Source organism: Komagataeibacter europaeus, assembly GCF_002173515.1.
Classification (GTDB): Bacteria; Pseudomonadota; Alphaproteobacteria; order Acetobacterales; family Acetobacteraceae; genus Komagataeibacter; species Komagataeibacter europaeus.
The window spans coordinates 3,145,677-3,157,678 of the sequence record NZ_CP021467.1 but is presented as its reverse complement, the minus strand read 5'-3'; the positions used below and the strand labels follow the sequence as shown (position 1 = coordinate 3,157,678).

The following is a 12,002-nucleotide window of genomic DNA, read 5'->3' as shown; positions in this document are numbered from 1 at the left end:
CACTGGCCCTGCCCCGCCATGACCCGATCGGGCGTGTTCTATCCGCCGCGGATCAGGGTGCCCGGCCCGGCTTCCGTAAACAGTTCCAGCAGGCAGGAATGCCGCACCCGGCCATCAAGGATGACGGCGGCCTTCGCACCCGCGCGCACGGCCTCCAGACAGGTTTCGACCTTGGGGATCATGCCGCCGGAAATCATGCCGCTGGCGATGCCACGGCGCGCGTCTTCCGCCGTCAGTTCCGGGATCAGCCTGCCATCACCATCCAGCACGCCGGGCACATCCGTCAGCATGAGCAGACGGCTGGCATTGACCGCGCCCGCAATGGCGCCTGCGGCGGTGTCGGCATTGATGTTGTAGGTCTCGCCCTGTTCACCCGCGCCGATGGGCGCGATCACCGGGATCAGGCCCGAACCGGACAGCGCATAGATCACGCGCGGGTCGATGCGGGTGGGTTCCCCCACGAAGCCAAGGTCCAGCAGGCGATCGGTCTCGACACCGGCTTCGCGCGCGCGACGCTGCAGCCTGCGGGCGGAAATCAGGCCGCCATCCAGTCCCGAAATGCCGACCGCCAGCGCACCGGCCCGGTTGATCAGGCCCGCGACCTGCTTGTTCACCTTGCCACCCAGTACCATCTCGATCACGTCGATCATGGCGGCGTCGGTCACGCGCAGGCCGTCGATGAAGGTCGATTCAATCTGCAGCCGCTTGAGCATCGCACTGATCTGCGGCCCGCCGCCATGCACCACGACTGGGTTGACCCCGACCTGCTTGAGCAGCGCGATATCATGGCCGAACGCGGTGGACAGCGATGTATCGACCATCGCGCTGCCGCCGTATTTGACGACAACCGTGTCCCCCGCATACCGGCGGAGGTAAGGCAGCGCCCTGGCCAGAACCTCGGCCCGTACCTGTGCTTCCCGGTCGCCCGATTGCGTTCCTGTCATCCGAACGTTCCCTTCGCTCCTGACTGCTGAATACCCATGGCCCGCGGCGGGGCCGGACGTGTGGCCGCCCTAGACCGGATTGGCCAGCCGCGCGAGTTCCGCGCGCAGTTCCGCGATCCCTTCCCCGGTCTCGCTGCTGGTTGCCAGCACATCCGGGAAGGCTGCGGCATGCGTGGCCACGATAGCGGTGACTTCGCGCATCTTGGCTTCCAGCATCGCGGGCTTGGGCACGTCGCACTTGGTCAGCACGACCTGAAATGTTACGGCGGCCCGGTCCAGCAGCTTCATGATTTCCTGGTCGGTCGCCTTGACCTCCACCCGGCTGTCCAGCAGCAGCACGACACGGCGCAGCGTCGGCCTGCCGCGCAGGTAGGAAAACATCATGCCCTGCCAGTCTTCCTTGACCGCCTTGGCGGCCTTGGCAAAACCATAGCCGGGCATGTCCACCAGTGTCAGCCGGTCGGCCAGTTCAAAGAAATTGAGCTGCTTGGTCCGTCCCGGCTCGGACGATGCCCGCGCCAGCGCCCGCCGCCCGGTCAGGGCGTTGATCAGGCTGGACTTGCCAACATTGGACCGCCCGGCAAACGCGATTTCGGGCAGGACGGGATCAGGCAACTGGCCAAGCTGCTGCGCGCCGAACACGAACCTGAATTCACCCGCGAACAGGACGCGACCGATTTCGATGTCGCGTTCCATTTCTTCCGGTGTTGGCGTGGAGGAGGAAAATTCCACCATCTTGATCCCGTCCCTATTTCTTCCCGGCCGGAAGCTTGGGCTTCGCAGGGGCCGCCACAGCGGGCGTAGCCTTGTTCATCCGGCGCTGGATCAGCGTCTGCTGCGCCATGGTCAGCAGGTTGTTCCAGCAATAGTAGATCACCAGCCCCGATGGCTGGCGCGCCATGAAGAACGTGAAGATGATTGGCATGAACTGGAACATCTTCTGCTGCGCCGGGTCCGCCGCCGGGGCGGGGTTCAGGCGCATCTGGGCAAACATGGTCAGCCCGAACGCGATCGGCCACAGGCCAAGCTGGAGCATGGGGGAGATGACCGACGGATTCCACGGGATCAGCCCGAACAGGGTGAACAGGTTGGTCGGATCGAAGGACGACAGGTCATGGATCCAGCCGAAGAAGGGCGCGTGCCGCATCTCGATCGTGACGTACAGGTCCTTGTACAGGCACCAGAACACCGGGATCTGCAGCAGCATGGGCAGGCAGCCGCTGGCCGGGTTGACCTTTTCCTGCTTGTACAGCGCGATCATCTGCTGGTTCAGCGCCATCTGGTCGTCTTTATAGCGCTCACGCAGGGCTTTGATCTTGGGCTGAAGCTGCCGCATCTTGCCCATGGAATGGAACTGCTTGGTCGCCAGCGGGAAGAACAGCGCCTTGACCAGCAGGGTGAACGCCATCAGCGCCAGGCCGAAATTGCCCAGCATGGTGTTCAGCCAGTCCAGCACCGTGAAGATCGGGCGCGTCAGGAACGCAAACCAGCCGAAATCGACCGCTTTCCAGAAATCGGGAATATTCAGACTGGATTCATATTTTTCCAGCAGCGGCACTTCCTTCGCCCCGGCAAAAACGTGGCTTGCGGTTGTGGCATCGCCCCCGGCGGCAACCACCAGCGGCGCGCGCGCGGTGAAGCCGACATCATAAATGCCCTTGTCCCCGCCCGTGGGCTGGTAGGCATAGGTGCCCGCCACGTCGCTGTCCTGCTGCGGAATGACGGCGGACAGCCAGTATTTGTCGGTAATCCCGGCCCATCCGCCCTGACCCGCCTTGGTCCACGCGATGTTGCCCGGCGGCACGGCGCCCTTGCGCAGGGATTTGTAGGAACTCTCATCCAGCTTGTGGTCAATGACGGAAATCGGCCCCTCATGCACCAGGTAGCCGCCCGTCTCAACCGGGGTATAGGCACGTTCCACGCGGGAGAAGGGATACAGCGAAACCGATTCCCCGCCATGGTTGATGACCTTCTGCGTGACCGAGAACATGTAGTTCTGGTCAATCGCGATGCCGATCTGGAACACCTGCCCCTGACCGTTATCCCATGACAGGGTAACGGGCTGCGCCTGCGTCAGGGTATCATGGTCGGCGGTCCAGACGGTATTGGCGTCGGGCACGCTGACATGGCCGCCGCTGACATTGGTCCAGCCGACCTCAATCAAGTTGGGTTCCGCCTGCCCGCGCGGTTCCAGCACGCGCACCAGCGGGCTGCCGTCCTTTACCGTCTCGTGGTAATTCTTGAGCACAAGGTCATCAAGGCGCGCGCCACGCAGGTCAAGCGAGCCATGCACGCGGTCGGCATCAATCGCAACGCGCGGGTCGGGCTGGCCCGTATCCGCAGGCGCTGCCGCCGCCGTGGCGTCACCCGCGACGGGCGCCGGTGCGGGCGTGGCGGTATCGGCCTGCTGCTCGACCGTTTTATGGTTCTGCTGTGGCAGGAAATACTCGAACCCAACCAGCACCACGGCAGACAGTGCTGTTGCCACCATAAAACGCTTGATATCCATCAGCGACCCGCCAGACTTTTCGTGTTTTTCATGGAGTCATGCATGTCACAGCCGCAGGCCGTGGCGGGAACGGGATCGTGACCACCCGCGTTCCAGGGGTTGCAGCGCAGGATGCGCCACCCCGCCAGCACACTGCCGCGCATGGCCCCGTGGAGGGCAATCGCGTCGCGTGCATAATGACTGCATGAAGGAGTGAATCGGCAATGCGCGCCCCATATGGGACGGATCACCAGCTGATACGCGCGAATGACCGCGCGCAGCATATGGGCAGGCAGGCTGATGGAAGACGTACTCACGATTCTTCCTTCACTCCCGCCTTGCGCAGGGCCTTGCGGTAATCCCCCATCAGGGCATCAAACCGCCGCCCGCATGTGCCAGCCCGCCCGATGACCACGATATCAACGCCCGCAAGCGCCTGTTCGCGACCAACCAGCCGGACCACTTCACGCAGGCGCCGCCGCGCCCGGTTGCGCACGACGGAATTGCCTACTTTCTTGGTAACGGTAAAACCGTACCGGGCAGCCTGCGTGTCGCCGCGTTCAAGCGCCTGCAGCACCAGTCCCGGAACGGGCGCCTTGCGACCCTTGGCCGCAACCCGCAGGAACTCAGCACGTTTTTTAAGGCGCGTGGACTTGTCGGCCACTTTCAGCCGCCCCTTGTATAGAGACATTCATGGTTCCGGGCACACAGGCGCCCGGACCGTACAGACGTCACCTGCCTCAGGCAGAAAGACGCTTGCGACCCTTGGTACGACGGTTTGCGACAACCTTGCGGCCACCAACGGTTTCCATACGCGAACGGAAGCCGTGGCGACGCTTGCGGACCAGCTTCGAGGGTTGATACGTGCGCTTCACAACGGCACTCCCAGATTGACAATGACAGACAGGTTACGGAATAAATTCCAACAGGCCCCGTACACTACGGAAACCCTGAGCCGCGCCTTATACTGATGCTTTCGAACAACGTCAATGCTGCTCCCCCCTTGCACCATAACCGGATGATTTTCATGACCAGCCCTGCACGCGACTCTGCCGATACGACCGATGACAGGCTGCGGCGACACATCCATGACATCCGCGGCCACCTGTCCCCCGCCATGCTGCGGGCGGATTCGCTGGCGTCGAGCACGGACGAACGCACCCGGGAGGCGGCGCGTGACATCCTGGCGGCGCTGGATGCGGCGACAGAAGAACTCAGCGCGATGCGCCAGCTTCTTGCCGCCCGCAGGCCATAACCGGTCGCGCGCCGGTCAGGGCTTCTGGATCAGCTCGATCTTGTATCCGTCGGGGTCCTCGACAAAGGCGATGAAGGTGGTGCCGAATTTGACCGGCCCTGGTTCACGCGTGACCTTGCCGCCACCGGCACGGACCTTTTCAACCAGTGCCGTCACGTCGGGCACCCCAAGGGCGAAGTGACCGAATCCCGTGCCGACATCATATCCATCATCCTGACCCCAGTTATAGGTCAGTTCGATTTCCGCCTGCCCCGCCGCATTATCGGCATAACCGATGAAGACAAGGGTGTATTTCCCTTCGGGTACATCCTTGCGGCGCAGTTCGTGCATGCCCAGCAGCTGATAGAAATCGATGCTGGCTTCCAGATTGCGCACGCGCACCATTGTATGCAGGTAGGTTCCCATCGGACATTTCCCCTTCAGTCCATTTTTTCATCTTCGCCGCCAATTCCGGTCAGGAACAGTCCGGCTTCATCCGCCATGGCAATGCAGGTGGCCGGATCGGTCAGCAGCGTAGCACCGGCCTCGATCGCGATTCCACGCAGGCCAGCCGTCACGGCACCCGCAATCGTCCGCGGCCCGATTGTTGGCAGGTCGGCGCGCCGTTCCTGCTCCGGCTTGGCCATCTTGACCAGAACACCACCCGGGCGGTCAGGTTGCCGCAGGCCGCCCACGCGTTCAAGCATGCGGTCGGTCCCTTCCAGGGCCTCCACCGCCAGCACGAGACCGCCCTGCACCACACATCCCTGCCCGATATCCAGCCGCCCCAGTTCGCGCACCACGCGGCGGCCCAGCATGATGTCGTTCCGTGCCGCCATATCGGGACCGATCGCCCCCATCACGCCCCGGCGCGCCACCGACCCGGACAGGTATTCATGCGCGCCACGGATGGTGAACCCTTCTTCCCCCAGCACGCGCACGATTGCCCCGAGCAGCCCGTCATCGCCCGCAAACAGCGCCTTGCCGATACGCGCAAGAATACGCGCGCCCGTCGCATCGGGACGCAGGTTGACGAGGGAGGGCCGCCTTACGGGACCAATCAGCACAAGGTCATGACAGTGGTGTTCATGTAACGCGGACAGGATTTCGCCCGCCGCCGCAAGGCGGATCATGCGATGCGGCCAGTGAGCGATCACCGCGGGTTCGGCAAAACCCTGGAACCCGACAATGAAAACCCGGCCACCCGCCTGTTCCACCGCCCGGGCCACCTGACCGGGCAGCGGGCCGCCACCGGCAAGGATGCCAACGCATGGCCCCTGCCGGTCGGCTGCCGGTTCAGGCGCCATCGCTCTCGATCATGTCCCCGCTCTGGACACGCACAAGCCCGCGATGGCTGGGGGCCGCGATGAAATCAAGGATTTCAACAACCCGCGCATCATCGGCATAGGTCTGGCGCACATGCTCCAGCCGGTCCTGAAATACCGCGCCGGTGGCATGGGCCGCCTTGGGATACAAGGCGCGGAAGGCCTGGCGCATGCGCCGGACTTCCTCTGGCTGGACGCCATTGCGGCGCAGCCAGATCCAGTGCAGTCCCACCAGTCGCGCGCGGTTGCCCAGCACGCTGCCATAGGGGATGACATCCGCTTCCACCCCGCACACACCACCGACCAGCGCCGCATGGCCAATGCGCACGAACTGGTGCAGCGCCGCCGCCCCCATGATCCGGGCATCATCCCCGATCACCACATGGCCACCCATGACCACGTTGTTGACGATAATGACACCCCGCCCCAGCGTGCAGTCATGCGCCACATGGGAATTCGCCATGATCAGGCAGTCCGGCCCGATGCGGGTCAAACCGGTGCCGGTGGCGGTGCCACGGTGAATGGTCACGTTTTCACGGATGATGGTGCGGGCACCAATCATGCACGATGTCGGTTCACCCCTGTATTTCAGGTCCTGCGGCGCCATCCCGACAGAGGTGAAGGGATAACACACCACCCCATCCCCCAGGGTCGTGCGCCCGTCAATCACCACATGTGAAATCAGTTCGACATTATCACCGATTTCGACATCCGGCCCGATCGAACACCATGGCCCGATGCGCACGCCCCTGCCGATCCGCGCGCGGCTGGACACAATGGATGACGGATGGATTTCAGGCGCTTTTCCACGCCGTTCATCCATGTCGGTACCGTTAGATGAACTTCCTGCCAGAATAGCCTCCATCCCCGCAAGTAACTATGGCCCAAAGACCCGGAAGCGGACACCGGGCCGCCCGTTGGACAGGCCCGCGCCACGACCCGTTTCCCGCGGTATTACCCCATGATCATGGCGCTGAATGTTGCTTCGGCAACAGACACGCCATCAACCCGCGCGACACCCTTGAATTTCCAGACATTCGCACGGCTGCGTTCTTTTTCGACATGGATGCGCAACTGGTCGCCCGGCCCGACGGGACGACGGAATTTCGCGCCATCGATTGTCATGAAGTAAACCAGCTTGCCTTCGAACGCCGGGCCAAGCGTCAGGACCACCAGCGTCGCGGCCGTCTGGGCCATGGCCTCGATGATCAGGACACCGGGCATGACGGGACGTGCGGGGAAATGCCCCTGAAAATGCGGTTCGTTGACCGTGACATTCTTGATGCCAACCGCCGACTGCCCCAGCACGATATCAACCATGCGATCAATCAGCAGGAACGGATAGCGATGGGGAATCGCTTCCATGATCCGCATGATATCAATTGATTCCAGCGTCGCGGGCGTGCCGTCCGCTGGGAGTGCCTCTACTTCTTTATCCACGTCGTCCAACCACTTGTTCGGCCTGAAAGCCTCCCGCGCCAGACGGAACAGTGGCTTCCTGCCGGTTGAATATGCAATGGCAGCAGGCAATCAGCCCTTGTCGGCCTTTTCCCTGTTTCCATCCTGCGTCGTTTTCCTGGCCATCCGACGCAGAAAGGCCACGTTCCGGAAAAATTCCCGAAAAGGCATGGCCGGACTACCGATCACATCGGCTCCGGCTTCCACATCGGACATGACACCACACTGCGCGCCGATCCGGGCCTTGGCACCGATCTTGATATGCCCGATCAGCCCGGCCTGCGCCGCAACCGTCACGAAATCACCAAGTTCGGTCGAACCCGAAATGCCAGCCTGGGAAACTACGATACAGCAGCGCCCCAGCCGCGCATTATGGCCAATCTGCACCAGGTTGTCGAGGCGTGAGCCAGCCCCGATCACCGTATCACGGATGGACCCGCGATCCACGGTGGAATTGGCCCCGATCTCCACCCCGTCTTCCAGAATGACGCGACCAAGCTGCGGTACGCTTTCAAACCCTTCGGGTGTCACGGCAAAGCCAAACCCGTCCTGACCGATCCGCGCCCCCGGCAGCAGCGTGACACGTTCACCCAGCAGGGCGTGGGAAATGGCGACATGCGCGCCAATACGGCAACGCGCCCCGATTTCCACCCCGCTCCCGATGCTGACATGGGTGCCGATAGCGGAACCCGCGCCAATCCGCACGCCGTCCCCCACCACCGTAAAGGCGCCGATCGCGGCCGTCGGGTCGATTTCGCACCCGGTACCGATCACGGCGGAAGGGTGGATGCCCGGCCGGACCGGTGGCGGCGGATAGAACAGGGACGCAATGCGGGCCCATGCCTGGTACGGAGCCTTTGACACCAGAACGGCGGCATGCGGCGGCACCTTGTCCGCAAAGGCGGGGGCTACGATTACCGCGCCAGCACCCGTCCCTTCCAGCAGGGGAAGATAGCGCCGGTTGTCCAGAAAGCTGACCTGCCCCCGCGTGGCGGACTGCAGCGGCGCGATGCCGCTGAACGGGGTGCTGGTTTCCGCCCCGTCGGCAGCCTTGCGCAGTTCAGCCCCGCTGCATTGCGCAAGCTGTTCCAGCCCGAACGGTCCCTGCGTTACGAAAAACCGTGGATCGCCCGGTACGTTATCCGGCGTCACTGTCATGAAACAGGCCTTAATGCTTGGCCGGCGCGGCGGCAGCGGCTGGACGGTCGGCATCCGCCGTGGTCGGCATGGTGCCGGACTTGGCCAGAACCTCCGGGTCCACATCCGCGGCGGGAATGAATACGGTCGGCAGCACGCCGTTCAGCTGCGTTGCCACCTGCTGCGTAATATCCAGGCTTTCCTGGCTCAGGGCCACCTGTTCACGATGCAGCACAAGGTTCATGCCACGGCTGGCGGCAACCTGCCGGATGATCTGGACCAGTTCGCGTTCGATCTGCCCCAGCGCGACCTGGGCCGCTTCCTGAATGACGCGGTTGCGGTTGCGGAAGTTCTTCTGCGCCGCCAGCACGCGTTCCTGCAGCTTGCGCTCGCTGCTCTGGATCTGGTCGGATGACATGGTCTTGGCCTGACCCTGCAGCTTCTGCTGTTCGTCACGCCAGCCTGCCTGTTCCTTCTGCGCATCGCGGGCCAGGTCGTCACGGCGCGCACCCAGCACGCGTTCGGCCTGCTGCGCGGCGGACGACATGCGCATGACATCCGGCACGCTGATCACGCCGATGACAGGGGCCGGGGGCGGTGCGCTCTTGGGCACGTCCGGCGCCTTGGGCACGGGCGGCTGCGGCAGGATGGGCGGCGTCTGTGACTGTGCCTCCTCGCTGTCGGACTGCGGGGCGGGCAGTTGCACGGGGGGTGGCGCCTCATGCGCGGCGGGATGGGGGGCAGGCTGCGACGCCTTGGGCACGAACCAGCCGGAGTTCCCGCCCGAACCCTGCGCATGCGCGCCCGATACGGCCTGATATCCCCACCCGAGCAGAGCGGTTGCGGCAAGCAGACGAATGCCGGATTTACGCAACATTATCACCTCAGAATTGTTGGCCGAAGCCGAAGCGGAGCAACTGGGTCCTGTCGTTCGTTCCCTTGTGCAGGGGAACGCCCAGATCGATATTCACAAGCCCGAACGGACTCTTCCACGCGATACCCACGCCGGTCGAGACCACGGGCGTAAGCGTATCATCATACACCGGGGTATATTTCGGCCAGTCTTTCATGGATGTATAGCGCCGACGGACACGCAGCCCGTCCAGCCCGCCCATATCCACGAAGTACCGTCCCTTGATCCCCATGGCCGATGCGAACGGAATGGGGAAATCCACCTGCGCGGATGCCGTGTACATGAACCGGCCACCCAGGAAGTCCTGCTGCGAATGCATCGGGTTGCCGTCACGCGCGGGAATCGCGTAGCTTCGCGGGCCGACACCACCATCCATGAAGCCGCGCAGCGAGTTACCACCAAGGTAGAAGTTATCGATGATGTCGCTGCGACCACCGCCCCAGTTCATGATGTCACCCGCACCGGCACGGAAGCTGACCGTCCAGTCATGGTTGCCCATGATGCTGTCAAGCGGGATGTAGTAGGCGGCATCCACCTTGCCACGCAGGTAGCGCTCGTTACCGCCGATACCGGCGAAATCGCCACCCACACGTATGACGAAACCTTTATGCGGCTGCTGCCTGCGGTCGCGTGTATCGTATGTCAGTGTGGTGCTGAGCTGTGACAGGAGCGACCAGCCATTCTGGTCCTGCACGTAATATGACGAATCAGACCACGTATCACCGATGTCACGATCGGTCAGCGTATAGCTCCACGACTGCGACAGATGGTTGTTGTACGAATACCCCATGCGCAGCGTCATGCCGATACGCGCTTCGGAATAGCTCTGGTACGTCATGTAGCGGTTCTGGATACCGAACAGGTCGATGCCCGCCACAAGATTGCGGTTGAGGAAATACGGGTCCGTCAGCGAGATGTCGGCCTGGTCTTCATAATACGCGGCAGTACCCGTGAAGCCTGCGTCAATGCCGGTGCCCAGCAGGTTATGCTGCTTCAGCCCGAGATTGCCCAGCACGCCGGCATCGGTCGAGTAACCGCCACCAAGCGAGAATTCACCCGTCGGCTTTTCCACCACGTCGGCCGAGATATTGACCTTGTCCGGCGCGGAACCGGGCGTCTGGTCGATCGAGACCGTCTTGAAGAAGCCCAGGTCTTCCAGGATCAGCTTGGAATACTTGCGGTCCAGCGGGGTGTACGGGTCTCCTTCGGCCATGGGCAGCTGGCGCCGGATGACCTTGTCCTCGGTAATGGTGTTGCCGTTGATGTCGATACGCTCGACATACATCCGCGGGCCTTCGCTTATGTCAAACAGCAGGTTGACGGTGCGTTTTTCCGGGTTGCGGGCAATTTCGGGATGGACCATGGCGAAGGGATAGCCCTTGCCCTGCAGCATTTCCTGCATGTCCGTCGCGTTGTGCTGGATGGCGCTGCCATCATACCACTGCCCGTGGAACAGCGAGATGTACTTGCGCATCGACTCAGCGCTGACATGACGCAGGGACGAGCGTACATCCATCTTGTTCAGGCGGTAACGTGGGCCTTCTTCCATCGTATAGGTGATGTAGAAGCTCTTGCGGTCAGCCGACAGTTCGCCCGTGGCGTTCTTGATCTGAAAATCGACAAAGCCGTTTTTCAGGTAAAAACGATGCAGCAATTCAGCATCATACTTGATGCGTTCGGGGTTGTACTGGTCGCTGGAAGCAAAGAAACGGTACCATGCCGTCTCCTTGGATGATACGACACCCGCCAGGGCCGCGCTGCTGAATGCGTGGTTGCCTACAAACGTGACCTTCTTGATCAGCGTCTTCTGCGCTTCGTTGATGTGGAAGATCACATCAACGCGGTTATGTGCAAGGCGGATGATCTGCGGTGTGACGGTGGCCGCGTACCGCGCCTTTTCCGCATAGACACCCAGGATCTTGGTGCGGTCGGCGGCAATGCCCTGCGGGGAATAGACCGCGCGCGGACGCAGCGAGATGACTTTCGTCAGGTCCTCGTCCTTGGCGGCATGGTTACCTTCGAACACGATACGGTTGACGATCGGGTTTTCGACCACATGCACTTCAAGCACGTTGCCCACGCGCTTGAGCGTTACGTCATGAAACAGTCCGGTGGCGTACAGGGTCTTGAGCGAACGGTCGAGCAGATCCTGATTGAAGCGGTCGCCCGGCTGGACAACCATGTATGACAGGATGGTGCTGGTTTCGATGCGGCTGTTGCCCTTGATGTCCACCGCTTCGATCGGGTCTTCAAGTGGCGGGGCCTTGATCGCCTCCACCTCGGGTTCCTGCTGCACGCCGTCCACTGGCGCCATATCCCCGCCGAATGGCGTGTTCTGTGCTGCTTCTTCCTGTGCATATGCACCGGCCGTCCAGAACAGCGGCATAACGCAGACAGACGCAAGCAGCGCTGAACGTTTACTCGACAAAATCGCTATTCCTCACCACTCGGCATGCGGATCAGCCATGCATTAAGACCGGATGGAGGGCCGGCTCCCTTCCTG

Annotated in this window: 14 protein-coding genes; 1 reads left to right on the top strand and 13 read right to left on the bottom strand. The window is 62.5% G+C overall.

Annotated features, from left to right (window positions below):
• Positions 1-38 precede the first annotated feature (38 nt).
• The 6 genes from argB to rpmH all read right to left on the bottom strand — a co-directional run bounded on the left by argB (position 39) and on the right by rpmH (position 4,307).
• The gene (gene argB, locus S101446_RS14545) at positions 39-944 is read right to left on the bottom strand and encodes an acetylglutamate kinase (protein WP_019084704.1); all 906 of its coding nucleotides are present in this window, start codon (positions 942-944) and stop codon (positions 39-41) included.
• 69 nt (positions 945-1,013) lie between these two features.
• Positions 1,014-1,679: a ribosome biogenesis GTP-binding protein YihA/YsxC gene (gene yihA, locus S101446_RS14540; RefSeq protein WP_010507727.1), complete on the bottom strand. Its 666-nt coding sequence runs from the start codon at positions 1,677-1,679 to the stop codon at positions 1,014-1,016.
• Positions 1,680-1,692: 13 nt separating this feature from the next.
• Positions 1,693-3,453 carry a membrane protein insertase YidC gene (yidC, locus tag S101446_RS14535; RefSeq protein WP_087608655.1) on the bottom strand — a complete coding sequence of 587 codons (1,761 nt, stop codon included), beginning with the start codon at positions 3,451-3,453 and terminating at the stop codon, positions 1,693-1,695.
• The gene (gene yidD, locus S101446_RS14530) at positions 3,453-3,749 is read right to left on the bottom strand and encodes a membrane protein insertion efficiency factor YidD (protein WP_087608654.1); all 297 of its coding nucleotides are present in this window, start codon (positions 3,747-3,749) and stop codon (positions 3,453-3,455) included. The genes yidC and yidD overlap by 1 nt, the downstream gene beginning before the upstream one ends.
• Positions 3,746-4,096 (bottom strand): ribonuclease P protein component, encoded by a 351-nt coding sequence (rnpA, locus tag S101446_RS14525; RefSeq protein ID WP_010507730.1) that lies wholly within the window; start codon positions 4,094-4,096, stop codon positions 3,746-3,748. The genes yidD and rnpA overlap by 4 nt, the downstream gene beginning before the upstream one ends.
• A gap of 76 nt (positions 4,097-4,172) precedes the next feature.
• Positions 4,173-4,307, bottom strand: a complete 135-nt coding sequence (rpmH, locus tag S101446_RS14520; protein ID WP_010507731.1) for a 50S ribosomal protein L34 — start codon at positions 4,305-4,307, stop codon at positions 4,173-4,175.
• A gap of 152 nt (positions 4,308-4,459) precedes the next feature.
• On the opposite strand from rpmH, the gene S101446_RS14515 reads away from it, so the two are divergent.
• Entirely contained in the window at positions 4,460-4,687 is a 228-nt protein-coding gene (locus S101446_RS14515) for a hypothetical protein (RefSeq protein WP_148425002.1), read from the top strand.
• 15 nt (positions 4,688-4,702) lie between these two features.
• Here S101446_RS14515 and gloA read toward each other — a convergent pair whose 3' ends face one another.
• The 7 genes from gloA to bamA form a co-directional block, all read right to left on the bottom strand.
• Positions 4,703-5,092, bottom strand: coding sequence for a lactoylglutathione lyase (gene gloA / locus S101446_RS14510; RefSeq protein ID WP_010507733.1), 390 nt, complete (start codon positions 5,090-5,092; stop codon positions 4,703-4,705).
• 14 nt (positions 5,093-5,106) lie between these two features.
• Positions 5,107-5,973 carry an LpxI family protein gene (locus S101446_RS14505; RefSeq protein ID WP_087608653.1) on the bottom strand — a complete coding sequence of 289 codons (867 nt, stop codon included), beginning with the start codon at positions 5,971-5,973 and terminating at the stop codon, positions 5,107-5,109.
• Complete coding sequence (gene lpxA, locus S101446_RS14500) at positions 5,963-6,814, bottom strand: acyl-ACP--UDP-N-acetylglucosamine O-acyltransferase (RefSeq protein WP_010507735.1); 852 nt, start codon at positions 6,812-6,814, stop codon at positions 5,963-5,965. Before lpxA ends, S101446_RS14505 begins: the two co-directional genes overlap by 11 nt.
• Positions 6,815-6,945: 131 nt before the next feature.
• Positions 6,946-7,431, bottom strand: coding sequence for a 3-hydroxyacyl-ACP dehydratase FabZ (gene fabZ / locus S101446_RS14495; protein WP_053323169.1), 486 nt, complete (start codon positions 7,429-7,431; stop codon positions 6,946-6,948).
• Positions 7,432-7,521: 90 nt separating this feature from the next.
• Complete coding sequence (lpxD, locus tag S101446_RS14490) at positions 7,522-8,661, bottom strand: UDP-3-O-(3-hydroxymyristoyl)glucosamine N-acyltransferase (RefSeq protein ID WP_053323129.1); 1,140 nt, start codon at positions 8,659-8,661, stop codon at positions 7,522-7,524.
• Positions 8,618-9,463 carry an OmpH family outer membrane protein gene (locus S101446_RS14485; protein WP_019090580.1) on the bottom strand — a complete coding sequence of 282 codons (846 nt, stop codon included), beginning with the start codon at positions 9,461-9,463 and terminating at the stop codon, positions 8,618-8,620. Before S101446_RS14485 ends, lpxD begins: the two co-directional genes overlap by 44 nt.
• 7 nt (positions 9,464-9,470) lie before the next feature.
• Complete coding sequence (gene bamA, locus S101446_RS14480; protein WP_010507741.1) at positions 9,471-11,885, bottom strand: outer membrane protein assembly factor BamA; 2,415 nt, start codon at positions 11,883-11,885, stop codon at positions 9,471-9,473.
• Positions 11,886-12,002 lie beyond the last annotated feature (117 nt).